Genomic DNA, 24607 nt, shown 5'->3' with positions numbered 1-24607 from the left:
CCGCCGTGCGCTCCGTCTCAGGCAGCCCGCGCCGCCAGCAGGGCGGCCGCCTCGTCGACGCCGAGCAGGTCGTCGCGGACCGCGTCGAGCAGCGCCTCCAGGTCCGCCGAGCGCGGCCCGCCCGCCTGTGCCGGGAGGTACGGTGCCGGACCTGGTACGGGCCGCGGGGCGGGCGCCGCGGCCGGCGAACCGGTGCGGGAGGCGACGTAGGCGGCCATGGCGTTCAGGCTCGGGTGGTCGTAGAGCGTCACGGCCCGTTCGTCGAGGCCGTAGGTGCGGTTGACGACGGCCACGAACTCGGCGCCGAGGATCGAGTCGAGGCCGAGCAGGTGGAAGGCGGCGTCGGCGTCGATGTCCCACGGCTCGCAGCACAGGATCCGGGCGAGCTCCCTGCGCAGCACGTCGTCGACCTGCTCCGCGCCGGCCGCCGGCGCGGGCCCGGGTGCGGGCCCGGGTGCCGGCTCGAGTGCGGGCGGCGGGCCCAGGACGCCGAGCCGGGTGGCCACATGACGGGCGAACGCCGCGGGCGTCGGGTGGTCGTACAGGGCCGTGACCTTGACGCGGGTGCCGTAGCGGGCGTTGACGACGGCCACGAACTCGACCGTCAGCATGGAGTCCAGGCCGAGCACCTGGAAGGGCTGCTCGGGGTCGATCGCCTCGGCCTTGACGCCCAGGGCGTCGGCCAGCACGGTGATGAGCTCGCCGAGCAGGTCGGCACCACCGGGCGCCGGGAACGCCGGCTGTGAGGCCGTACGCGGGTCGCTGGTCATGGTGGGCTTCTCCAAGGGTCGGTCCCGGTCTGCCGTGGAAGATTGTCCGCTCGGCGGTGCGGCCGTACATCGCCGTCCGTGGTGAACCCGGGCCCACGAGATGGCTCGTGGGAGGGGGCCCGTCCCCTGCGCCTACTCCGCAGGAGTGAGACCCCGTCGTCGGTTCACACCTGCGCCATACGCCCCCGGTCCGCTCCGGCCGGTGGCAGCTGGTTCGTCGCGGGTATCCGCTGGTCCGTGGCCAGCGGGGTCTCGGGTGCGGCCATCAGGATCGACTGCTGCAGCCGGCGCAGCCGCGCCGAGGGCTCGAGGCCCAGGTCGCGCACGAGTGTGCCGCGCAGCCGGTGGTAGACGTCGAGCGCCTCACCGCGCCGGCCCGAGCGGTGCAGGGCCATCATGAACTGGGCGTGCAGGTTCTCGTGGGTGCGGTAACGGCTCGTCAGCACGGTCAGCTCGGCGAGGAGTTCGCGGTGGCGGCCGAGCCGCAGGTCGGCCTCGATGCGCTGGTCGAGAGCGCACAGCCGGCTCTCCTCCAGCCGCTTGGCCTCCATCTGCAGCTGCGCACCGGTCTGTACGTCGGCGAAGGCGGAGCCGGTCCACAGACTCAGTGCCTCGCGCAGTTTGCGGGCGGCGCCCGGGAAGTCCCCCGCGTCCATGGCCCGGTAGCCCGTGCCCGCCAGCCGCTCGAACTCCCGCAGGTCGCTGGTGCCGCCGCCGGTGACGAGCAGATAGCCGCCGGGCGAGGTCACCAGGACCTCCTTGGCACTGCGGGCCGGCACGGCCCCGCCGGGCGTGTCCTTCGCCAGCGCGACGGTGATGAGTTCGCGCAGCTGCAGCACGTACGTCTGCAGGGTGGTGCGGGCGCTGCGCGGCGGTTTGCCCGCCCACAGCTCCTCGATCAGTCCGGCGACCGGCACCACCTGGTCGGCGTGCAGCGCCAGAAGGGTGAGGACCTGCCGAGGCTTCGGTGCCGTCGGGGCGATCGACACCCCGTTCTCCCGGACGTCCAGTGCGCCCAGTACGTCGATGTCCACGCCGTCTCCCCCTGGTTTCTTCTGTGGTGTCCGGCTCTACGATTACAAAACAGCATGGCCGGTTTGTCAACATCAAACCGTCCAGACTGTTTTATTGTCCGCCGCTAGACCGGCCCTCAAGTCCGGCCAGACCTCACACCACCAGTAAAAACGCTGCCGTCACCCACTGGACAGCACGCTGCGGAAACCGGCTCCGAGGCGAGGCTCCAGGGGGGCTCGACCGGGACTCGAGCAGCCGATGACCATATAACAGACCACCCGTACTGTTTACGCTCGGCTGGACAGCAGCCCGTCGAGGGCCTCGGCCGACGCGAGCCGGGGCAGCAGCAGGTCCCAGAACTGCTGGAGCGTGGCCTCGGACAGCCACATACGGTCGTCCGCGCCGAGCTGCTCGAAGCCCACCGTCGCCGCCACCACGGCGACCGTCGCGTCGGGCGCGGACACGCCCACGGCGAGAACGCCCTCGCGTTCGGCCTCCTCGAGCACCTCCTCGACCCAGCTCTGCCACAGTCCGCGCAGGTCCACGGCGTCCTCCCGGCGCGGTGCACCGTTCCCCAGCTGGAAACCGGCCCGGACCACGATGTCCTGGTCCAGCCGTGCCATCAGGGCATGGGTGGCGTCGATGAGCCGCCGCAGCGGGTCCGGCCCGCCGCCCTCGGCCGGGTCGACGATGGTGCGGACGACGGCAACCGCCTCCTCCTCCACCGCACGGGCCAGCGCCTGCTTGCTCTCGAAGTGGAAGTGCAGCGCGCCGTTGCTCACTCCGGCCCTCTTGCTGATGGAGGCGAGTGACGCCAGGACGAACCCGTCGTGTGCGAACACCTGGGCGGCAGCTCGCACCAAGGCCTGCCGCGTGCGCACGGCACGCTCCTGTTTCACCATGAAGGTTCTCCTGACCGGGCCGGCCGGTGCGTCACCGGCCGGCCCTCGTCTCGTTCCTGATGCCGCGGCCTACTGCGGCGGGTTGCCGTGCTTGCGCGAGGGCAGGTCGGCGTGCTTCGTGCGGAGCATCGCGAGGGAACGAACGAGTACCCCGCGGGTGTCCGCGGGATCGATGACGTCGTCCACCAGTCCGCGTTCCGCCGCGTAGTAGGGATGCATGAGCTCGGACTTGTACTCCTTGACCATGCGTGCCCGCGTCGCCTCGGGGTCCTCGGCCGCGGCGATCTGACGGCGGAAAATGACGTTGGCCGCACCCTCCGCGCCCATCACGGCGATCTCGTTCGTCGGCCAGGCGTAGGTGAGGTCCGCACCGATGGACTGACTGTCCATCACGATGTACGCGCCCCCGTACGCCTTGCGCAGGACGAGTGAGATCCGCGGCACCGTCGCGTTGCAGTAGGCGTACAGCAGCTTGGCGCCATGCCGGATGATCCCGTCGTGTTCCTGGTCGACACCCGGGAGGAAACCGGGGACGTCCAGCAGCGTGACGATCGGAATATTGAAAGCGTCGCACATCTGAACGAAGCGCGCAGCCTTCTCCGAAGCCTCGATGTCCAGCACACCCGCGAGGCTCTGCGGCTGGTTGGCGACGATGCCGACGACCTGTCCGTCCAGCCGGGCCAGCGCGCAGACGACGTTCCGCGCCCAGCGCTCGTGGACCTCCAGGTACTCGCCGTCGTCGACGATCTCCTCGATGACCCGGGCCATGTCGTAGGGCCGGTTGCCGTCGGCCGGCACCAGGTCCAGCAGGACGTCCGAGCGCCGGTCCGCGGGGTCGGAGCCGAGCACCCTCGGCGGGGCCTCGCGGTTGTTCTGCGGGAGCAGGGAGAGCAGGTAGCGCACCTCGGCGAGGCAGGTCTCCTCGTCGTCGTAGGCGAAGTGGCACACCCCGCTGGTCGCGGCGTGCACGTCCGCGCCGCCGAGGCCGTTCTGCGAGATCTCCTCGCCGGTCACGGCCTTCACGACGTCGGGGCCGGTGATGAACATCTGCGAGGTGTCACGGACCATGAACACGAAATCCGTCAGGGCGGGGCTGTAGGCCGCGCCGCCCGCGCAGGGGCCGAGCATGACCGAGATCTGCGGGATGACCCCTGACGCCTTGGCGTTGCGCTGGAAGATGCCGCCGTACCCGGCGAGGGCGGAGACACCCTCCTGGATGCGGGCACCGGCGCCGTCGTTGAGGGACACGAGCGGTGCCCCGGTGGCGATGGCCATGTCCATGATCTTGTGGATCTTCATGGCGTGGGCCTCGCCCAGGGCACCGCCGAAGATCCGGAAGTCGTGCGCGTACACGAAGACCGTACGGCCCTCCACCGTGCCCCAGCCGGTGATCACACCGTCCGTGTACGGCTTCTTGGCCTCCAGCCCGAACCCGGTCGCCCGGTGCCGGCGCAGCTGCTCGACCTCGTTGAACGAACCCGCGTCGAGGAGGAGTTCGATGCGCTCACGGGCGGTCAGCTTGCCCTTGGCGTGCTGCGCCTCGGTCGCCTTCTCACCGGGTCCGGTCAGCACCTGGCCGCGGATCATGTGCAGTTCGGCCACGCGCCCGCGTATGCCGGTCGGCGCCGTCCCGGTCGGCGCCGGGGCAGTCGTCATTGCCATGTGAGGTCCCTTCCTGGGACAAGGCCGAGGAGGTCCCGCCCCGGGTCCGTTGAAGAACATTATAACAAACCGCATGTGCGGTTTGTAATGTGATGCAAAGGTGAAGGAATTTCGAGGGTCGCGCCGCCGGGTCAGCGCCAGCTGTCGGGGGCGATGTAGGCAGCGGCCCCTCGCCACCAACGGAAGCCCGACATCGGCGATTCCTCGCCCGTCACCTGTCCGCCCGCCTGCAGCGCGCACAACACCGCGGTGAGGGCGGCGAGTTCGACGTCGTCAGGGTTGCCGCGCTCCACCCGGAGCAATGTTTCTCCGCTCTTCATCCGACCGATTCCCCTTTTTCTCGGGCTTTGGGCCACGGTCGGGCAAACCCCTCAAGGACCGCTACGAGACAACTCGAGACCCCCGGGACGAGCCACCCCCGGACCCCATGGAATGGCAAAAAATTTCCGTCCGACAGGGAGGTCCGCCACCCGGTCACCGACCCCGCGAAGCCTCGAAACGGCCGGTCGAAGGCAAGATCCAGCCGGAACGGCTGTTTCGCTCCGCCACATACGGAACAAAGCGCTCCATTTCCTGCAGGCAGGACGGCCCGCCCCCTCTGGAAACGAAACCGGTTGGTATGTATCTTCACATGCCGAGGGAGCTGCCCCTCACAAATCAGGCCACGCGGCCCAGGGGGAACTATGTCTGCCAGCATCAGCACGTTCCGCATCGACCGCGCCATACCCAGCGCGGCGCGCTCCGAGCACGACACGGCGGTGTCCTCAGGGAGCGGGGCCTTCCGCTATCCCTCCCTCACCACCACCGTGCCCAAGGAATTCGTCCATCGCGCCAGCGTCTCCGAGGTCATGCTCACCGACTGGTCACGCCTCGACGACGACCGCTTCACCGTCGCCGCGCAGTGGCCTCGCGGACACAGCTTCTTCGCCAACGTGGACGGCTGCCACGACCCGCTGATCGCCGCCGAAACCATTCGCCAGGCCGGCATCCTGCTGGCGCACGCCGAATACGAGGTCCCCCTCGGCCACCACTTCCTGGTGAGCGACCTCAGCGTGAACGTCGACCCGCAGCACATCCGCGTCGACTGGACCCCCGCGACGCTCGACCTCCGTGTCACCTGCTCGGAGGTGAAGTGGCGCGGTGACGAACTGGTGGGGTTCCGCATCTCGGTGGAGATACACCGCGAGGGTTGCCTCGCCGCGACGGGAGGGGGCTCCCTGACGACCATCGCCCCCAAGGTCTACCAGCGGCTGCGCGCCCGGCACCTCCCCGAGAACGGCCGGCCGCAGGTCATCGGACTGACGGCGCCGGAACCCCCGCAGCTCGTCGGACGCACCTCCCCCATGGACGTCGTCCTCTCCCCCATCGGCGAGTCGCACCGCTGGCAGCTGAGGGTGGACACCCGCCATCCCGTGCTCTTCGAGCACATGGTCGACCACGTACCCGGCATGGTGCTGCTCGAGGCCGCCCGCCAGGCCGCGGCCGCGACCCTCGGCCATGCGTCCCTGCCGTTCGACATCACCAGCGAGTTCACGCGCTACGTCGAGCTGGACGCCCCCTGCATGATCGAGGCCTGCCGCCTCGTCACGGGCCGCACGGACCGCGAGGACTCCGTGCTGGTGACCGCCCATCAGCAAGGGGTGTCCGTGTTCCGGTCCACGGTGACCATGGCGTCGATCACGGAGTGACCGGCCGGACCGCCGCCGCAGGTCAGGCCTTTCAAGGACAGGGAACACCGTTCACGGGAGGCCTGCCCCATCCGCAGCACCGTGAGTCATCCGCCTCTCCCCTCGCCGCCGGTCGTTTTCAGCAGTCCGTTGCATCTGGTACGGCCCGGAGGACTGCGTCGAGCCCAGCCATCTGTAATATACAAACTAGACGGTTTTTTTGGGCTTGCCAGATGGAGGAGGCCGTAATGGCGAAGCAGGACCGGGCCATCCGGACACGACAGACCATCCTCCGGGCGGCGGCGAAGATCTTCGAGGAATACGGCTACGAGGCCACGACCATCAGCGAGATCCTCGCCGAGGCGGGCGTGACCAAGGGCGCTCTGTACTTCCACTTCCAGTCCAAGGAGCAGCTGGCCCAGGGCGTGCTCAACGAGCAGGACAGCGGATTCATCATCCCCGCGCGGGCCTGCAAGGTGCAGGAGATCGTGGACGCCTCGATGCTGCACGCCTACCGACTGCAGACCGATCCCATGGTGCGCGCGAGCGTGCGCCTGTCGATGGACCAGCGGGCCACCAGCCTGGACCGGGCGGGCCCGTTCCGGCGCTGGAGCGAACTCGCCCAGGACCTGCTGGACCAGGCACAGGCCCAGGGCGAACTGCTGCCCCACATCACGACCAAGGAGACCGCGAACGTGATCGTGGGCGCCTTCGGTGGCGTTCAGTCCATGTCCCAGGCGCTCAGCGACTACTCGGACCTCCTGGACCGGGTCAGCGACCTGATGCGCCTTCTGCTGCCCAGCGTGGCGCAGCCCTCGGTCATCGCCTCGCTGCACATGTCCGCCTCCCGTGGAGCGGAGGTGTACGAGGAAGCCGTGCGGCTGACGAAAGAACACGAGGCCGCACTACTGAGCAAGGGAATGGTGCAGCTGGACCACCTCGCGCCGAAGACCGCCTGAGGTCCCGGATCCCCCGCGGACCCTGCCGTCCACCGGCCGTACAGGTGCAGGTGCGTTGCTACAGGAAGCGGGCAGGCTGACCGCGGCCATGCCCGAGTGACCTGCGACAAGGGGGAGTGGAAACGTGGGTGCACTGGTGGGGAAGACAGCTCTCGTGACGGGCGCCAGCCGCGGGATAGGCAGGGGGATCGCGCGCAGGCTGGCGCAGGAGGATGCCCTGGTCGCGGTCCACTACGGCGGCAACGAGACGGCCGTGCAGCGGACCCTGGACCTGATCGCCCAGGAGGGCGGACGGGCCTTCGCCGTCCGTGCCGAGCTGGGCGTGCCGGGCGACGTCGAGTCCCTGTACGCCCGGCTCGAGGACGAGCTGGCGCGGCAGGGGGCGGGGCCCGAGATCGACATCCTGGTCAACAACGCGGGAATCAGCGGATCCGCGCGCATCCACGAAGTGACGCCCGAACTGTTCGACCGACTCTTCGCCGTGAACACCAGGTCCCTGCTCTTCCTGGTCCAGCGAGGCCTGAAGAACCTGCGCGACGGCGGCCGCATCATCAATGTGTCGTCCGCGTCCACGCGGGTCGCCTACCCCGAGTCCGTCGTGTACTCGATGACGAAGGGCGCCCTGAACACCTTCACCCTGGCCCTGGCCAAGGAACTCGGGCCGCGCGGCATCACGGTGAACGCGGTCAGCCCCGGTTTCGTCGAGACCGACATGAACGCGGAGAAGCGGACCACCCCGGAGAACAGGGCGGCGCTCGCCGCCTGGTCCGTCTTCAACCGGGTGGGCCTGCCGTCCGACATCGCCGAGATCGTCGCCTTCCTGGCGGCGGACGCGTCGCGCTGGATCACCGGGCAGTGCCTCGACGCCAGCGGCGGCTCCCGTCTCTGACCGCGTCACCGCCCACCCGGCTCACATCCTTCGCCACGAATGGCACGCACACCAGGAGGTCAGGGATGACTGCTGCTCGGCATGCCGAACGCCCCGAAAACCCGAACGCCGTGACGGCCCCCAGGACGAACGCCCTCGGCCAGGTCCTGGTGGTGGGCGGCACGGGATTCATCGGAAGCGCCGTACTCAGGGAGCTGCTGCGCTCCCGCCGATCGCCCGACGACGGGCCCCGCCCGCGCGTCCTGTCCCGCGGGGCGCAGCCGACGGCCGGAACCGACCGGATCCGGCATGTGGTCGGCGACCTGACCGAACCGGCCAGCCTGGAGGGCATCTGCTCGGGAGTCGACACGGTGGTGCACGCGGCCAGTTATGTGGGACGGGACCCGCAGCAGTGCCGGGCCGTGAACCACATGGGCACGCGCGCCCTGCTGGACGAGGCCCGCCGGCAGGGGGTGCGGCACTTCGTCTATGTCAGCACGGCGTCCGTCTACGGGATGGGCCCCCAGCGGGGCCCCCGTGAAGGGCAGGTCAGGCCCGCGCCTGTCTCCCCGGCCAGCACCACGCGCCTGCGCGCCGAGGACGAGGTGCGCGCCGAGGGCGGCATCGTCCTGCGCCCCCATCTCGTCTACGGCGCGGGCGACCGCTGGTTCGTGCCGACCCTCGCCCGGCTCCTGCGGCAGGTGCCGTCCTGGCCGGCCCCGGCCACCGCCCGTTCCTCCGTGATCGCCGTCGAGGACCTCGCCCGGGTCGTCGTCGCCCTGGCCGGGCAGCCCGGCGGCGGCGAGACCTACCACGTCGCCGACCCCCGGCCGCTGTCCATGCACCGCCTGTGCGCCCGTATGCGCGTCCTGCTGCGGCTGCCGGAAGCGCAGCGGATATCGCTCGAGGACCACCGGTCGCTGGTGAGGAGTGCGATGCCGGAGCTCTCCGACCACCAGTACGCCCTGCTCACCGAGGACAACTGGTTCGACACGGACCGGGTGTGGCGCCGTACCGGCCTGAATCCGGGCCCGGGCTTCGAGGACCGCTTCGCGGCCTGCGCCTCCTGGTACGCGCGTCACCTGCACGCCGGCGTCCGAAGGAAGCAGACCGGCTCCCCCGCCGGGAACGGCTCGACGGCTTCCGCGCGCGGTCGAACCGCTCCGGCCCGCTCATGAAGGGTGCCTGTGCGGCCGCACTGAAGCCGGCCGCACAGGCACCTCCGTCCCACCGAGGGGCGGTGGGGTCGCGCCCTCAGTCCGTCCCGGCCGTCGCCGCGACCACGGGCCGTACCCTCAGTGCCAGCCAGGTCGGTGCCAGGGTCGCCCCCAGGGTGACGGCGGTGACGACACCGATCGTGCCGGGATAGATCCAGAGCGGGCCCGACGGCAGCCACGAGTCGGCCGCGGAGAGGCTGAACGGGATCAGCGACATCGCGGCCGCCACCGTCCCCAGGATCACCCCGACCGCTGTCACCAGGAGTGCCTCCCCCGTGGCCATCCGCAGCACCTGTGCGCGGGTCGCTCCGTTCAGACGCTGCAGCCCGAACTCACGGCGCCGGCTGTTCGTCGACATGATCAGACTGTTGATCATGGAGATGGCGGCGTAGCCGACGATCGCGCCCCCCAGCAGGTAGTTGATCCAGGCCATCACCTCCATGGACTCCACATGCGATTCCACCAGGGTGTCGCGGTCGACGACCATCGTTCCCGGCACGGAGTCGGCCAACGGGGCCAGTGCGGCGGCCAGTTGGGCCTCGCTGGTGCCCTCGTCCGCACGCACCATGATCTGCGAGGGCAGCCCGCCGCTGGTGTGCGCGGCCAGCGTCGCCGCGGGCATGAGCCCCATGTCGTAGCCGGTTCGCCCCTGGTAGACGGCCACCACTGTCAGTTCCCGCGCACTGCGGTCGCCCAGCCGCACGGTGACCGTGTCGCCGATGTCCAGGTCCAGGTGGTCGGCCTTGTCCTCGGTCAGCGCGATCGAGGTGCCCGTCAGTCTGCCCAGATCGCCTCGGGTGACCTCGGCCGCGAACGTGGCCGAGACTCCGTCGGCGCTGACGCCCTGCAGCGGCAGCCCGTCCTCGGACTGCGAACTGTCCTGGGGCTTCTCGATGAAGCCGAGGCTCCCCGTGTACAGGCTCGCGCCGGCGACGCCGTCGGTGGCGCGCACCCGTTCCAGCAGCGCGGGATCGATGCCGCCCGATGCCGTGGTGAGCACGGCGTCGGCCCGCAGGTTCTCCACGTACGCCGTCTCGGCCGCGTCCACCATGGTGGTCTGCAGATAGATGTTGCCGGTGGCGTAGCCGACGGCCAGCATCACCGGGGTGACGACGGAGGCCATCCGCACCGCCCGCACCGTGGAGTTGAGCAGCGCCAGCTCTCCGTTGACGCCGGTGAGCCGGCGAAGCGGCACGGCCAGCGCCTTCACCAGGGTCTTGGTGAGGCCCGGCGTCAGCAGCGCAATGCCGATCACCGCCACGATGACGGTGGGCCCCGCGGTGACGGCGGCGATGGTGCCGTCGAACAGCACGATGGTCAGGGTGGCCAGGGCCGCCGTACCACTGAGGAAGAGCACGGAGAGCACGAGCCGTGTCTTGTTGAACCACCGCTGCTGTGTCGCCGCCTCGGCCAGCGCCTCGGTCGGCTTGGCGGTCACCGCTCGGCGGGCGCCGATCCACCCGCCGAGCAGCGCGGTCAGCAGCATCGCCCCGGTGGCCGCGCCGCGCGGGATCCAGCCCAGGGAGAAGTCCAGCACCTCGGCGGCGAGCCCTGCGTCCACGAGCGCGTCGAACAGCAGCCGTCCCAGCGGTGGACCGAGCAGCCAGGCCACCGCTCCGGAGACGAGGGACAGCAGCAGCGTCTCGCCGAGCAGCATGCGGCGCAGCTGGCCCGGTGTGGCGCCGATCGCCCGCAACAGGGCGAACTCGCGCCGACGCTGCTGCACGGCGAGCCCGATGGTGCTGGAGACGATGAAGATGGCCACCAAGGTCGCCATGCCACCGAACACCGCGCTGAGCACGATCAGTTGCTTCCTGCCGCTGAGCACCAGCGGATCCTCCACGGCTCCCCGGTCGTCCCCGGTGACCACCTTCACCGGCTGCCCGTTCAGGGCCTCGGCGATCCGCTCGCGGACCTCCTTGACGTCGGCTCCGGAGGTGGTGTCCACAGCGAGGGTCTGGACACCACCGGCCGGGTACGCCAGCCGCGCGGTGTCGGGCGCGGAGAAGAACAGCGTCGATCCGATGGCGCCCTGGCCGTGCTGGGGCCGGACGATGCCGGTCAGCCGGTAGGTGTCGGCGGTGCCGTGCGCCGAGACCCGTACCTCGTCGCCCACCTTCGCTCCGGCCGCGTCGGCCAGCCGGGTGTCGAGGACCACCTCGCCGGCGCGGGTCGGCGCGGCTCCGGTGCGCAGTTGGTAGGGGGCCAGTGCGGCCGACTCCCAGCCGTGGGCCTGGGCTTCGCCGTCGTCGGGTCCCACGGGCCGCCCGTCGCGCAGCACCGCCGCGTCGAAGGTCCGCTCCTCCACGACCTCGCCGACACCGTCCACGGCCCGTACGGCGGCCGCGGTACCGGCCGCCAGCGGCACCTGCTCGGGCAGGACGACGGTCTCGGCGTCCCCGCTCGTCGGAACGACGTAGGAACGGTCCCCGGTGACCAGGATCTCGGCGCGGGCGAGCCGCTGCGGGGGTGCGTTGTTCCGGATCGCGGTCTCCAGCAGTCCGCCGCAGACCAGCACGATGAGGGCGCCGAAGCACAGCGCCACGAAGGTCGCGATGAACGCGACGACCCTGAAGCGCAGCATGCGCGCCGCCATGGTCAGCATCAGACGGCCTCCCTCAGCGAAACGTCCCGCCGGCTGTCCCGCGCCCGCGAGACCAGCCGCGTCATGCGCTCGGCGACGGCGTCCGGGGTGGGCGTGTGCAGCTGGTCGACGAACCGGCCGTCCGCCAGGAAGACGACCGTGTCGGCGTAGGAGGCGGCCACCGGATCGTGGGTGACCATGACGATGGTCTGGCCGTCGGTGGCCACCGACTCCCGGAGCAGAGTGAGGACTTCGGCGGCGGTCGTGGTGTCCAGCGCACCGGTCGGTTCGTCGGCGAACAGCACCGTGGGCCGCACCGCCAGGGCGCGGGCGATGGCCACCCGCTGCTGCTGGCCGCCGGAGAGCTGGGAGGGGCGGTGCCGGATGCGCTCACCCAGGCCGACCCGCTCGATGACCTCCCGGATCCGGTGGCGGTCAGGCTTCCGGCCGGCCAGCTTCAGCGGCAGCATGACGTTCTGCTCGACCGTCAGCGCCGGCATCAGGTTGAACGCCTGGAAGACGAAGCCGACTTGCTCCCGCCGCAGCTTGGTCAGCTGGGTCTCGTCGAGCTCGGCGAGGTCACGGCCTCCCAGCAGAACCTTGCCCGAGGTGGGGCGGTCCAGTCCCGCCGCACAGTGCAGGAAGGTGCTCTTGCCTGACCCGGACGGTCCCATGACCGCGGTGAAACTGCCGGGTGCGAAGCCGACGGAGACGCCGTCCAGCGCCGTAGTGGTGGTGCTCGCCGCTCCGTAGACCTTGTGTACGTTCTCAAGCCGTACGGCCCACTGACTGCTTGCCTGTTCCCTGTCCATGATCCACGTCCCCGATAGGCCCGTTGGTTATTTCTCGACAAGGAATTTACGAAGTCATGGCCATCGAGGAGACGGACCGGCACCCCGAGTAGGGGGCCGGCAGGGCAGGTTCAGGGGTCGGGGACGACACCCCTGAAAAGTTCAGGGGCACACCCCTACAGCGGCAGCGTGATGCCGAGCTCCCGCATGGCCATCGACGGAGGCCCGCCCTCGGACCTCTCGGTCTTGCACCCCTTGCTGCCCGGCGCGAGCGTACGCGGGTCGACGGCCTCGGCGGGCGCCCCCGTCACGTACAGGCCCTCGGGGTCGGTGTCGCGGTCGTGGGGCAGCAGCCAGAACACCCGGCGGCGGAAGGTGCCCGAGGAGCGGGACGGCTTGGCGCCGGCCCCCAGCAGCGCGTAGCCGACCATGCGGCCGTCACGGTGGTAGGCGGGCCTGCCACGGCGCGTCGGCAGCCGGTCCAGGCTCTGGCGTACGTAGTCGAGCGGGCTGATGTCCTCGAGCCAGACGAAGTCGGCCTCGTGGACCAGCTCGTCCTCGGCGATGAGAGCGCTCATGCTGTCTCCTCGTCGGCGACCAGTCCGATGCCCGGGTAGTACTTGCGCTGGTTGGACAGGATCATCTCCTTCGGAGATGCCAGTCCCACCGCCTCGCGGACCCGCGCCGCGAAAGCCCGGGACGAGATCGCCGGAGCCCCTTCATTTTGACACCACGTCCTGTAGACCGCGTAGAGCTGTGTCTGTTCCGCCCTCAGTGCCGGCTCGAGCCGGCACGATTCCGCCAGGAAGCGGCCGGTGTCATCCTCGGTCTCGGCGTACGCCGTGGTGGCGATCCGCACCCGCTCCGGGCCGGTGAGGTCCCTCTCACCGGCCAGATAGCGGCGGGCGCCCAGGATCAGCCAGTTCAGGATACCGGGGCCCTCCTCGGCGACCAGGACGTCCGCAAGGTTGTCGATCTTCCGGTCGTCGGACACCACCCGCTCGAACGGGATCAACCGCATCCGCCGCCAAAAGGCGAAACCACCCGTACCCACCTCGGGACGGTGATTGCCCAGCAGCCACAGCTTGTGCGTCGGCTGGAAACTGAAGAAGTCCTGCCGCATCCGCCGTGCCTTGATCCGGTCCCCACCCGTCAGCAGCTTCACCCGCGCCTCGTCGAAGCGGTCCCCCGGCTTGACCTCACTGCACACGATCACCCGCCGCCCGTGCAGCTCCGCCAGGTCCGTGGGGTGCCCCTCGTAGGGCCGGGCCATCAGGAAACCGGGCGGCGCCGCGTCCGCGTAGTCCCCCACCAGCTTCATCAGCACGTCCAGCAGCACCGACTTGCCGTTCTTGCCCGAGCCGAACAGAAAGGGCATCACCTGTCCGCCGACGTCCCCGGTGATGGAGTACCCCAGCAGCAGGTGCAGAAAGCCGATCATCTCCGCGCCCTCCGGCCCGTCGCCGAAGGTATCGGCGAGAAACCGGTCCCAGCGCGGAGTGGGCATCGGCTGCGGGGCGGCCGTAGTGGAACGGGAGTGGAAGTCCTTCTCCGGATCGGGCGTACGCATCAGCCCTGTACGCAGGTCGACGACCCCCGCCGGCGTGCACAGGGCGTACGGATCGGCGTCCAGCCGGGCGGGGTTGAGCACCATCCCGGGCGCGGACCTGGCCTGCATGAGCATCGCGTTCATGCCACTGGTGCTCAGCGCGCGCCGCCGGTGCTGCTGCAGCGCGCTCGTGCTGTGCACGCCCCGCGGGTCGTCGGTGGCCAGGGACTCTGCCAGGTCGCCCGCGGCCCACAGGACCGTGTCGTCCTCGTCCATCTGCCAGCGGGTGCTGTCCCAGCGGTACCAGCCGAGCCCGGGGACGTGCCGGTAGTCGTGGGAGTAGAGCTTGACGAACAGTTTGGCGTTGCCCCGGTCGCTGAGCGTGTCGGGCAGCAGCCCGCCGGCCGTGGCCTCCCCGTCCCCTCCGGCGGCAGGCGGCCAGCTCTCGATCGCCGGCTGGGGGATCTGCGGAGTGGGCTGGGTGAGGATCTGCGCGGCGACCGCCTGCGCGTCGAAGAACGCGCCGTCGTCAGTGATCACCCGCGGCCCCCCGCGAACAGCGGGCGAAGCCGCCCCGCGGCCAGACCGCTGCGGATGACGGCGCGGTCGCGCCGCTCCTGTCCCGGCCGGGCGAGATCCACGACCTCGGGCAGCACCCGTCCGGCCGCCTCCCCGGCCGGGGGCCAGGCCGCCGCCTGGCCCCCGACGGTGCAAGCGGCCCGGTCGCGCGGCTCGGAGGAGCCCGCCCGCCCGGGTAAGGCGGCGCAGGCGGCCACTTCGGCCACGGCGGTCAGGGCACGTGTCACGGCAATACACCCTCCCCCGGCGGCCAGGACGGCCTGCCCGGCCCTGGGCGGCACCGGACGCGGCACCGGCAGGGGCGCGGGCGGCAGCTGGCCGGTGCGCTCGAGTCCGCTCGCCGGCCGGCCAGGTAAGGACGCCGGGTCGTGCACCGGCCCGTCCGGCCCGTACAGGCCTGCCTCCGTCACGATCCCCGGCGCCGGGACGTACCTCGCCCGGAAGCAGACATGGAGCCCTCCTGAGGGCGTGCGCGCGCGCAGGAGGGGCTCGTCGCCCGCCGGGCTCGGCTCACCGCGCAGGGCCGGCGGGGGCACCGGCCGGCACCGGGACGCACACCACCGCGCGGCCGCCGAGGATTGGCCAGCCTCCTGCGCCACGGCGGACGGCTGCCATGAGTCGCTGCGTGGAAACCGCAGCTCATGAGCCATCCGCATCCCCCATCAGCGACCCAAGCGACTCAACGATTGAGACAGATTAGCGAACTACGAAGACAGGAGGGGACACACGGGAAAACAAATAAAACCCAAGTACTGACCTCTGCCCCCCAGCTACCGAACGCCACAGCAGCAGCGACCCGAGCTCCTTCGGTAGCTGTCTCGGTCGCTCAACGAAAGCGCAGGTCACAGGGTATAGAGGATCCTGATCAGCGACTGAAGCGACTCAAGGTCCCTATATATGAGACACACGCGCACACGCGCACACGCGCGAATGTCCTCATATACCCGGGACTTCAGTCGCTTCAGTCGCTGATCCGCCCCTGGAACCCGTCTGACCTGGGGTTTTCCCACAGCGACTGAAAACGGCCAGCCGCTGCTCAGTCGCTCCCCTTCAGTCGCTGCCGGGCTCCGAGGGCCCCCGCACCGCGGTGCAGCGACTCAAGCGACTCTGAAGCAAATCTGCACCCGATGCCTTGCCCTTGCCCTTGCCCTTGCCCTTGCCCTTGCCTCTGCCCTTGCCTCTGCCCCTGCCCCTGGCACATGGTCGCTTCGGTCGCTGGACGCCGACAACAGCATCAGCGCCCCCCATCCGGGCGCTATTACGACGTAATAGCGCGGCTCAAGTACTGCCCGCCAGGCTGCTCAGTGTCCGCCGGGCGGGGACGACCGGTCGGCGGGGACGACCTCATGACAGCGACTACCGCCGGTCCACCGGCACCAGCGGCCACACGGCCCTTGAACCGCCCGGACGTCATCGTCGTGGGCGCGGGGGCCGGCGGTGCCGTGGTCGCGGCGCGCCTCAGCGAGGACCCCGGCCGGACCGTGCTTCTCCTCGAAGCCGGGGCTGTTCCTCGCCGCAGGGACCTGTTCGGGTCCCGTTTGCTGGATGCCCGCCTCGTCCCCGGCGCGCAGCCCGGGCACGCCGCTGTGCAGCCGTACCCGGTACACCTCACACCGGACCACCCGTACACGGTGCCCCGAGGCCGCATCCTCGGTGGTTCGACCACCGTCAACGGTGGTTACTTCATCCGCGCGCGACGGGACGACTTCGACCGGTGGTCGGCCAGGAGCGGCCCCGCATGGTCCTACGACCGCCTGCTCCCCCTGCTGCGCCACTTGGAGAAGGATCTCGACTACGGCGCCGACGGCCTGCACGGCGACCGCGGACCGGTGCCCGTACGGCGTACGGATCTCGGGCACCCGGCGGCCGCCGCCTTCCGGGCTGCCGCACACGAACTGGGCTTTCCCGACGACCCCGACAAGAACGCCCAGGACGCCCCGGGAATCGGGCCTGTGCCGTCCAACACCGTGGACGGGGTGCGCTTCAACACCGGCATCAGCTACCTCCTGGACGCTTTCGAACGCCCCAACCTGACGGTGGAGGGCGGCTGCACGGTGCGCAGAGTTGTCATCAGGCATGGTCGAGCGACCGGTGTGGAGGTGGAACGCGAGGGGGCGGACAGCCTCCTGGAGGCGGGTGAGATCGTCGTCTGTGCCGGTGCCTTCGCCTCGCCGCACCTGCTGCGCCTGTCCGGCGTCGGCCCGCGCGCCGAACTCGAACGCGTCGGTATTCCCGTCGTCATGGACCTGCCTGCCGTCGGCGCCCGGTTCGGCGATCACCCACAAGTGGTGATGGAGTGGATGCCACGCCGCCTGCTCGAGGCGCCGGTCGGCTCATGGCTCGGCGCGGCCCTGCACCTGACGTCATCGGATGGCGCCCACTCCGGGGACCTGGAGATCCTCCAGTCACTCGCACCGATCGCCGGCCTGGTCAGCGGGGACCAGGCCGGCGTCGATGTGCCCCTGGCGTTCCTGGTGTCCGTCCACTCCCCGCGGAACAACGGACGGCTGCTCCTTCCGTCCGCCGATCCGACGGGCCTCCCGGGAGTCGACTACGGCTATCTGCGCACTCCCGACGACAGACGCCGCCTGCGCGAAGCGGTCCGAACGACCGCGGCCCTCATCGACACCCGCGCCTTCTCCGTGGTCTCCCTCGGACTCGCGCAGCCCGGACCGGAGGTGCTGGCCGACGATCGCGCACTGGACGAGTGGGTTGCGGCCCGCCTGGGGACCTCCCACCACACCTGCGGCACGGTGCCCATGGGACCCGCGGCGGACCCCCATGCCGCCGTTGACCACTACGGCAGGGTCCACGGCCTGGCCGGTCTCCGGGTCGCGGACACGTCGATCCTCCCCACAGCCCCGCTGCGCGGCCCCGCGGCGACCGCCGTCCTCATAGGCGAACTCGTGGCCCAGGCCATCCGTCAGGACCTGCCCTGAGTCGGGCTCCTGGAACCACCGACGAAAGCTCGGTCGCCGCCACACCATTACGACGTAATAGCGGGACTCGAGCCCTGTCGGTCAGGCTGCTCGCACAACCGCGCCCGGTCACCGGAAGGAAGCCCCTCGATGGCCTCAGCACCGTGGAACCCGACATTCGAGGCCATCCTCCAACGGGGCCTGCCCGGCCTGGGCAAGGACGGGATCCCCGCGGCCGACGAGCCTCTGGAACGCTACGAACTGGACTCCCTGGCCCTCATCGGGATCGTCAGCGAACTGGAGTCGGCCTTCGGTATCAGTCTCACCGGCCAGGTCGTCATCCCTCGCCACATGCTGACCGCCGGTCAGCTCTGGGACATCGTCTCCGCCGCCCGGCCCCCCTCCCCCGGCCCGCAGGACCCCAGCCCTTGGGCCATCGCCTGACGCTCGGGCTCCCCGTCCCCCACCTCCATCCCGCGGCCCATTACGGCGTAATAGCCCGGCAGCCGCTCCCCCCGCCCCCGCCGGGCTATTACGCCGTAATGGGCCGCCATCCGGGCCAACTTTCCCTTACTAACGTGCCAATGGCAGTCATCGATCATGGACGTTAGTAAGGTAGCCCCCATGAGTTCTCCAGCCACCTCCAGCGACCGCGAAAAGGTCGTGTCCAAGCTGCCGGGATGGCTCCGGCAGGACCTCAAAGTCAGAGCCGCCCAGCACGGCCTCGAGATCCAGAGCGCCGTCGAGCAGGGCATCGCCGCCTGGTGCGACCTCGCCTCCGCCCTGGAAAACATCGACACCTCCGGTGCCGACTCCTTCTCCACCTTCCTCCCCCAGGGGCAGTGGGACGCCTTCAAGCAGACCGCGGCCGACCGCGGCGTCTCCCTGATCCAGGGGCTCGCCCAGTCCGTCAATCTCTGGCTCGACACCAACCCGGCGCCGGACGTCGTGCGACCGGCCGTCACCCGGCGCATCATCGTCTGCAACCAGAAGGGCGGCGTCGGCAAGACCGCCATCACCGCCGGCACCGGCGAAGCGATGGCCGAGGACCCCAACAAGCTCTATCCGGTCCGTGTCGCCAAGCAGCTCGTCGCCGCCCTCCGCGCCGGCGAGGGCGACGACACCCCCGCCCAGGACGAGGACCCCCTCGACATCGAGAGCCTCCCCGGGCTCGGCATGCGCGTCCTCCTGGTCGACTTCGACCCGCAGAGCCACCTCACCAACCAACTCGGCGCCGCTCCCTTGCCGATGAACGGCGACAGCCTCACCAACCACATGGCGGGCGACCCCAAGGGCGATCTGCGCGACCTCGTCGTCTCCATCGACGAGGACAACTTCGGCGGCCGCCTGCACCTGCTGCCCGGCTGCAACGACGCCTTCCTCCTCGACGTACGCCTGTCCGCGGTACGCGCCCGGGAAGCCGCCCTCGAGCGGGCCCTCGCTCCCCTGGAGCCCTATTACGACGTAATTCTCGTCGACTGCCCGCCCAGCCTCGGGCTGAGCATGGACGCCGCCGCCTACTACGGCCGCCGCCGTGACAATGAGAAGCCCGGCCAGTCCGGCGCCCTGGTCGTGGTACAGGCCGAGGACAGTTCCGCGGACGCCTACGAACTCCTCACCACCCAGATCGAGGACCTCCGCGCCGACCTCTCCCTCGAGATCGACTACCTGGGCATCGTCGTCAACCTCTACGACGGCCGCCGCGGCTACATCGCCACTTCCTCTCTCCAGGGCTGGGTCGACATAAAGGATCCTCGAGTCGTCGGCCTGATCGGTGATCTGAAGGAACAGAAGGAAGCCGTCCGCGTGAAGCAGCCCCTGCTGTCCTACGCTCCCAAGTCCCAGCAGTCGGTCAGCATGCGCGCCCTGGCCCGGGAGATCTCATGACCAAGAAGGCCGACCAGCTGGGCTCGGGCCGCTTCGGCAGCTCCGCCCGCCCGGTCAGCGCCCGCCGCGCCGCGGTGGCGGCGGCCACCGGAGTCCCCACGGACGGCGTCGCCCCGCCCACCGAACTCCCCACCCACCGCATCAGCCTCAACCCCGACAACCCCCGTTCCACCCTCGGCGACCTGACCGACCTGGCGGGGAGCCTGCGCACCCACGGCCAGAAGCAGGCGATCACGGTCATGAACCGCGACACCTACATCAAGGCCAACCCCGACCACGAGACCGACCTTGAACCCGACACCCACTACGTCGTCATCGACGGCAGCAGTCGGCTGGCCGCCGCTCGCGAGGCAGGCCTCGCCGCCATCAAGGTCATGGTGAGTGACGACCAGGGCAGCACCTCCGAGGAACTCCTCGAATCCGCCCTCGTCGCCAACATCCACCGCCAGGACCTCGACGAGCTGGACGAGGCCAAGGCCCTCCACCGTCTCCTGGCCATCCACGGCAGCCAGACTGCCCTCGCCAAGCGCCTCCACCGCTCGCAGGGCTGGGTGTCCCAACGCCTCGCCCTTCTCAACCTCACCCCCGAACTCCAGTCCCGCATCGGCCAGGAGCCCATCGACCTCCTGCGCGCGGTCGGCAACAAGCCGGCCGAACAGCAGGAAACCGCTCTGGAGGAACTCAAAGCGGAACGTGCCCGCAAGGAGGCCGAGCGACCCGCCCAGAGACCAGGCAGGCGCCCGACGGCCGCACCCGAGCCGCCCGTCTATGACGACGTAATGGAGGAAGCACCGTCCGGAGACCCGACCCCGGAGGAGCCACCCACAGCACACCCGGCGCTGGCCCCACCAGAACCGGAACGACCGACATCGGAACGACCGACCTCAGACCGACCAGCACCGCACCAACCGGTACTGGAACACGCAGAGGAGCAAAACCCAGAGGCGAAGCAAGCCGAGGCAGAACAAGCCGAGGCAGAGCAACGGGCCGCCATGGTTCCCGAACCGCGGACCGACTCGACCACTCTTCCCAAGCTCCCCTACGACGACGGTGCCTTCCTCGCCCTGCACCTCATCCGCAAGATGACGGACACGGAGTTCGACAAGATGCTGCGCATCCTCAACGAGCACCAGGTACAGCGCGCGTCCGCCGACCAGGGATCCCAGAGCTGACCTCGACTCCATTACGGCGTAATAGCGCGACCGGGCACGGTCACGCCCGTCCGCCTGGGCCCCGGCATTCCGCCGGGGCCCAGCTGCGTCCATGCCGACTCTCCTCCGGTTCGCCCATGGTGTCGGCGACTGCTGTCCGGAGCGCATCACCTTCTTCATCCCCCTGGTCGTCATCGGCAGGTCCCAGCCGGTCACCTCCCTCGCGGACCAGCAGGGGGGCTGACCTGCCAGGGCAGGTGAATGACAAGAGCTCCGCCCATTACGACGTAATAGGTCGAAGCCTGAGACGGCAGCCTTTCATGTGCCCAGGCGGGCGAACGCTTCGCGGAAGGCAGGAAGATGCTCGGCGGCCATCTCGTAGCGGACGGCGCGTTGCCAGGACGGGTTGTCCGGGTCGTAGAGCGGGGCGATGGGTGCCGGGGTGCCCTCCGGCCACCGGCCGCTCCGCACGCCGCGTGGTACCGCACGGGACAGGGCGATGGTGGGGCCGCGCAGTGCGCCGTTGAAGTGCTCCCGGAGTTCATCGGCATCCTTCGAACCGTCGGCCTCGACCACCAGACGGGCGAAGACTCGCGCTGCCGCCGGCAGGGAGCGCAGGTAGTGCTCCGCCCGGTCGGGCGTCCATTCCGTTCCGGCGGTGAGGGTCAACTCGTGCCGATGCTCGATCAGGAGAGCGAGCAGTTTGCGTTCGAATTCGGGGGAGGCGCCTTCGATGGTCAGTCTCACAGGCGCGTCCGGTGCATTCTCACCATCATCTTCTTGTGCTGCATGCGGTGAGTCTCCCGAGCGGCGCACGGTCCGTCAACGCGCGGCCCGGGGGGCGGCGGAAGGACGCGGCGGGGGAGCGGACCACTGCCGCGCCCTCCCGGGGCGTACGGGAGGGACCGAGCCCGGTGAGGGACTGTCGTCAGGGACGGAGCTTCTTTTGGTCCCTGACGAATTCTCGCAGGTCAGAGGCGTGCAGAGAGCCAGAGAGGGACTGGAGGGACTCAACTCCCTAATTATGAAGCGGCTGGAGAGTATGTATCACGCGCGGGCGCGTGTATGAAATGACTATCTCTAGGTAGCTGATAATTAGCGAGTTGAGTCCCTCCAGTCCCTGACCCGGAGGGGAGCAGCCCTCTGACCTGCGCATTCTCCCCAGGGACCGATGAGTCCCTGGTCCCTGGCCAGGCCTCCCTTCAGACCCTGATGTGCCTGCCCCCGCGCCAGGCGTCCCGTGGACACCCCTTTCCGGTGCCCAGGCGCCGAAGGGGCCCAAGGGACCGAAGAACGGGTGTGCGGCACGCGGAGTGCACTGCCGCCCCCGCCACCGGTGGGGGCCTAGACTCTCTTGCCGAAGTACAGTCCCTTCGGTCCCTGAAGTCGTGTCAGCCATCGGACTGGCCTGCTTCTTTGCTTCAGGGACCGAACCGAAACGAAAGCCACGAGGACGGTTCGCGTGCCGCGCCCTGCCGAGACCCCCGAGTCTGCCGCCGTCAGCAGACCGAGGTCGCCGCATGCCGTGGCCCGCTGGTGTGCCGCCCAGGGTTGGCCGGTCCACCCGCTGGCGCCAGGACGGAAGACTCCGGGCGCGAACTGCCCCGAGTGCAGGGACCGGCACCATGAGCCCAAGAGCTGCCCCTGCCTGCCCGCGGGGAGGCCCTGCCACGGCTTCCACGCGGCGACGACCGATCCCGGCCGCATCGACGCGTGGTGGGGCGCCCAACCGGCGTCAGGCGTGGGCGTGGCCTGCGGTCCGGCGGACCTGGTGGTCATCGACATCGACGCCCACCGCGCCACCGTCCCCGACCGGTCGCGGCTCCTGCCCGGGATCCCCATCCCGGCCGCCGTGGACCTCTCCGGGCTCGCCTCCGGTTTCGACACCCTGGCGCTGCTCGCGGCCTACCGGGGTCAGCTCGACCCGGCACACGACGAGTCGACCCTGCGCGTGCGTACCCCCTCCGGGGGGCTGCACGTCTGGTACCGCAACCCCTGGCCGGAGACGAGGTTCCGTTGCTCCACCGGCTCGAGCACCAAGGTCGCCCTCGCCTGGCAGGTCGACGTACGGGCCGACGGCGGTTACATCGTCGCCCCGGCCACCCGGACCACCGACGGTCGTTATCAGGCGGAGGGAACGGTCCGGAAGCCCGCACCCCTGCCACGCTGGCTGCGCGACGAACTCGAGCGCACCGGGCACCTCATCGCACCCCTGCCGCCTCCGCCTTCCCCGTCCCTCCCGGCCGTCCCCGCCGCCCGCCGTCCCCGCCGCCGGCTTGCCGCGGCGAACGCCGTCCTCGCCCCGCTCCTGGAACAGGTCGCCGCCTGCGCGGCCGCTCCCGAAGGCACTGGGTTCACCGAGAAGCTCAACCGGGCCGCTTACACCGCCGGAGGACTCGTCGCGGCCGGTCATCTGACGGAGGCCGACGCCCGCGCGCCCCTGCTCCAGGCCGCGCACCAGGCCCGCCCGTGGCAGACCGGGCGCAACGAGAAGATCGTCGACACCGCTCTCGCCGCAGGATCCGCCCGCCCGTTCCACCCCCAAGGACGTTCATGAGCAGCGCCGACATGCCGCGTTTCGATGCACAGGCCGCTGCCCAGCAGATGCTCGACCTCGAGGCGACCCAGGAGCCCGCCGCACGGCTCCCCGCTCAGGCCACCGGCGTTCCGCACGCCCCTGCCGCACCCCGGCCGGTCCCCATGGGGACGTTGCCGCCCTCGCTCTCCGACCGCGGCAACGCGCGGCTGTTCATCCAGCTCTACCGTGACCAGTTCCGGCACGCCGAAGGCCTGGGCTGGTTCGTGTGGGACGGCTACCGCTGGAAGCGCACCGGGGGAGAGAAGGCAGCCTTGTGGGCGGCCGGTGAAATGGCCGAGGACATGCCCACCACCGATCCGCACGGCGTCTTCAGCGACCGTGCCCTCGCGCAGCACAAGCGCAAGACCCTCTCCACCGCCGGGATGCAGGCCCTGCTCACCCAGGCCAAGGCCGCTCCGGCCCTGTCCGTCGATCCCGACGACCTCGACGGAGACCCGCATGCCCTGTGCACTCCAGCGGGCGTCGTCGACCTCTGCACCGGACAGTTGCGCAAGCCGGATCCCGCGCACGACCTCCACTCCAGGGCCACCACCGTCGCGCCGCAGTCGATGCCCACGCCCCGCTGGGACCGGTTCCTTACCGATACCTTCGGCGACGACGCCGAAGGCCGCGAGATGATCGGTTTCCTGCACCTGCTGCTCGGCTACTCCCTCACCGGCGACGTCGGCGCCCAGGTCCTGCCCTTCCTCCACGGTGAGGGAAAGAACGGAAAGAGCGTCCTGCTCGACACCATGATCCAGATCCTCGGTGACTACGCGGACGCCGCGCCCCCCGGCTTCCTGATGGACCGCGGCGCGTATGCCGAGCACTCCACCGAGCTCACCGAACTGCATGGGCGCCGCCTCATCGTGTGCAGTGAGCTGAAGCCCAACGACAAGTTCGACGAGGCCCGCGTACGTCTCCTCACCGGCGGTGACAAGATCAAGGCCCGTCGCATGCGGCAGGACTACTTCTCCTTCACGCCCACGCACCACCTGTGGCTGCTCGGCAACCACCGCCCCGAGGTCTCCACCGGCGGTTTCGCCTTCTGGCGGCGCATCCGCCTGGTGCCCTTCACCCGCACCGTTCCCGCCGAACGCCGCATCGACAACCTCGCCTTCGAACTCGTCCGTGACGAAGGCCCCGGCATCCTGCAGTGGCTCATCGAGGGCGCCCGCCGCTACCTGACCACCCGGGATCCCCTGGAAGGCCCCGACCGGGTCCGTATCGCCACCAGTGCGTACGCCACCACCGAAGACCACATCGGCCGGTTCCTCGCCGAGTGCTGCACCCGCGGCACGGACGGCGACACCGAACTGCGTGTCGAACAGGGGCTGCTCTACACCGAGTACAGCGCCTGGTGCGCGTCCGGCGAAGGTATCCGCCCCGCCACCCCGCGCGCCTTCGCCACCCGTGTCCGACAGGAGGTAGGCCTCACCTCACCCTCCGAAATGATCAAATCCAACGGCCGCAAGTACTACCCCGGCCTCGCCCTGGCGGCCACCGAATGA

At 70.1% G+C, this 24607-nt stretch carries 22 protein-coding genes; 11 read left to right on the top strand and 11 right to left on the bottom strand.

Annotated features, from left to right (window positions below; all coding sequences use genetic code 11):
- Positions 1-17: 17 nt before the first annotated feature.
- From ABZX30_RS15265 to ABZX30_RS15245, 5 genes are all read right to left on the bottom strand, one after another.
- Positions 18-770, bottom strand: a complete 753-nt coding sequence (locus ABZX30_RS15265; protein WP_355933525.1) for an acyl carrier protein — start codon at positions 768-770, stop codon at positions 18-20.
- Positions 771-934: 164 nt separating this feature from the next.
- The gene (locus ABZX30_RS15260) at positions 935-1804 is read right to left on the bottom strand and encodes an AfsR/SARP family transcriptional regulator (protein ID WP_355933522.1); all 870 of its coding nucleotides are present in this window, start codon (positions 1802-1804) and stop codon (positions 935-937) included.
- 267 nt (positions 1805-2071) lie between these two features.
- Entirely contained in the window at positions 2072-2686 is a 615-nt protein-coding gene (locus tag ABZX30_RS15255; protein WP_355933520.1) for a ScbR family autoregulator-binding transcription factor, read from the bottom strand.
- A gap of 69 nt (positions 2687-2755) precedes the next feature.
- Positions 2756-4348, bottom strand: a complete 1593-nt coding sequence (locus ABZX30_RS15250; protein WP_355933517.1) for an acyl-CoA carboxylase subunit beta — start codon at positions 4346-4348, stop codon at positions 2756-2758.
- Between the two features lie 131 nt (positions 4349-4479).
- The gene (locus ABZX30_RS15245; protein ID WP_355933514.1) at positions 4480-4668 is read right to left on the bottom strand and encodes an acyl-CoA carboxylase subunit epsilon; all 189 of its coding nucleotides are present in this window, start codon (positions 4666-4668) and stop codon (positions 4480-4482) included.
- A gap of 363 nt (positions 4669-5031) precedes the next feature.
- Here ABZX30_RS15245 and ABZX30_RS15240 point away from each other — a divergent pair, with 363 nt between their 5' ends.
- The 4 genes from ABZX30_RS15240 (at position 5032) to ABZX30_RS15225 (ending at position 9020) form a co-directional block, all read left to right on the top strand.
- The gene (locus ABZX30_RS15240) at positions 5032-6036 is read left to right on the top strand and encodes a ScbA/BarX family gamma-butyrolactone biosynthesis protein (protein ID WP_355933513.1); all 1005 of its coding nucleotides are present in this window, start codon (positions 5032-5034) and stop codon (positions 6034-6036) included.
- Positions 6037-6263: 227 nt separating this feature from the next.
- Complete coding sequence (locus ABZX30_RS15235; RefSeq protein ID WP_355933510.1) at positions 6264-6974, top strand: ScbR family autoregulator-binding transcription factor; 711 nt, start codon at positions 6264-6266, stop codon at positions 6972-6974.
- A gap of 124 nt (positions 6975-7098) precedes the next feature.
- A complete protein-coding gene (locus ABZX30_RS15230) occupies positions 7099-7863 on the top strand; it encodes an SDR family oxidoreductase (protein WP_355933508.1) in 765 nt (254 codons plus the stop codon).
- 65 nt (positions 7864-7928) lie between these two features.
- Positions 7929-9020 (top strand): NAD-dependent epimerase/dehydratase family protein, encoded by a 1092-nt coding sequence (locus ABZX30_RS15225; protein WP_355933506.1) that lies wholly within the window; start codon positions 7929-7931, stop codon positions 9018-9020.
- A 76-nt stretch (positions 9021-9096) separates the two neighbouring features.
- Here ABZX30_RS15225 and ABZX30_RS15220 read toward each other — a convergent pair whose 3' ends face one another.
- From ABZX30_RS15220 to ABZX30_RS15200, 5 genes are all read right to left on the bottom strand, one after another.
- Positions 9097-11664 carry an ABC transporter permease gene (locus ABZX30_RS15220; protein WP_355933503.1) on the bottom strand — a complete coding sequence of 856 codons (2568 nt, stop codon included), beginning with the start codon at positions 11662-11664 and terminating at the stop codon, positions 9097-9099.
- Complete coding sequence (locus ABZX30_RS15215; RefSeq protein WP_355933502.1) at positions 11664-12455, bottom strand: ABC transporter ATP-binding protein; 792 nt, start codon at positions 12453-12455, stop codon at positions 11664-11666. Before ABZX30_RS15215 ends, ABZX30_RS15220 begins: the two co-directional genes overlap by 1 nt.
- 155 nt (positions 12456-12610) lie before the next feature.
- Positions 12611-13012, bottom strand: a complete 402-nt coding sequence (locus ABZX30_RS15210) for a DUF6009 family protein (protein ID WP_355933499.1) — start codon at positions 13010-13012, stop codon at positions 12611-12613.
- Entirely contained in the window at positions 13009-14523 is a 1515-nt protein-coding gene (locus ABZX30_RS15205) for a phage/plasmid primase, P4 family (RefSeq protein ID WP_355933497.1), read from the bottom strand. The genes ABZX30_RS15210 and ABZX30_RS15205 overlap by 4 nt, the downstream gene beginning before the upstream one ends.
- Positions 14520-14789: a hypothetical protein gene (locus ABZX30_RS15200; RefSeq protein WP_355933496.1), complete on the bottom strand. Its 270-nt coding sequence runs from the start codon at positions 14787-14789 to the stop codon at positions 14520-14522. The genes ABZX30_RS15205 and ABZX30_RS15200 overlap by 4 nt, the downstream gene beginning before the upstream one ends.
- 1167 nt (positions 14790-15956) lie before the next feature.
- On the opposite strand from ABZX30_RS15200, the gene mftG reads away from it, so the two are divergent.
- From mftG to ABZX30_RS15175, 5 genes are all read left to right on the top strand, one after another.
- Positions 15957-17501 carry a mycofactocin system GMC family oxidoreductase MftG gene (gene mftG, locus ABZX30_RS15195; protein ID WP_355933493.1) on the top strand — a complete coding sequence of 515 codons (1545 nt, stop codon included), beginning with the start codon at positions 15957-15959 and terminating at the stop codon, positions 17499-17501.
- A 129-nt stretch (positions 17502-17630) separates the two neighbouring features.
- The gene (locus ABZX30_RS15190) at positions 17631-17924 is read left to right on the top strand and encodes an acyl carrier protein (RefSeq protein WP_355933491.1); all 294 of its coding nucleotides are present in this window, start codon (positions 17631-17633) and stop codon (positions 17922-17924) included.
- A 180-nt stretch (positions 17925-18104) separates the two neighbouring features.
- The gene (locus tag ABZX30_RS15185) at positions 18105-19367 is read left to right on the top strand and encodes an AAA family ATPase (protein WP_355933488.1); all 1263 of its coding nucleotides are present in this window, start codon (positions 18105-18107) and stop codon (positions 19365-19367) included.
- Positions 19364-20539, top strand: coding sequence for a ParB/RepB/Spo0J family partition protein (locus ABZX30_RS15180; protein WP_355933485.1), 1176 nt, complete (start codon positions 19364-19366; stop codon positions 20537-20539). Before ABZX30_RS15185 ends, ABZX30_RS15180 begins: the two co-directional genes overlap by 4 nt.
- Before the next feature lie 91 nt (positions 20540-20630).
- A complete protein-coding gene (locus ABZX30_RS15175) occupies positions 20631-20762 on the top strand; it encodes a hypothetical protein (RefSeq protein WP_355933482.1) in 132 nt (43 codons plus the stop codon).
- Between the two features lie 74 nt (positions 20763-20836).
- Here the strand turns inward: ABZX30_RS15175 and ABZX30_RS15170 are convergent, their stop codons facing one another.
- Entirely contained in the window at positions 20837-21265 is a 429-nt protein-coding gene (locus ABZX30_RS15170; RefSeq protein ID WP_355933480.1) for a hypothetical protein, read from the bottom strand.
- 778 nt (positions 21266-22043) lie between these two features.
- Between ABZX30_RS15170 and ABZX30_RS15165 the strand changes: the two genes are divergently transcribed.
- Together ABZX30_RS15165 and ABZX30_RS15160 are read left to right on the top strand one after the other, a co-directional pair.
- Positions 22044-23075: a bifunctional DNA primase/polymerase gene (locus ABZX30_RS15165; RefSeq protein WP_355933610.1), complete on the top strand. Its 1032-nt coding sequence runs from the start codon at positions 22044-22046 to the stop codon at positions 23073-23075.
- Complete coding sequence (locus ABZX30_RS15160) at positions 23072-24607, top strand: phage/plasmid primase, P4 family (protein WP_355933477.1); 1536 nt, start codon at positions 23072-23074, stop codon at positions 24605-24607. The genes ABZX30_RS15165 and ABZX30_RS15160 overlap by 4 nt, the downstream gene beginning before the upstream one ends.

The organism is Streptomyces sp. NPDC004542 (assembly GCF_040610035.1).
Lineage (GTDB): Bacteria > Actinomycetota > Actinomycetes > Streptomycetales > Streptomycetaceae > Streptomyces.
Note: the sequence above shows the minus strand (reverse complement) of the source record. Positions and strands in the feature narration are given on the sequence as shown.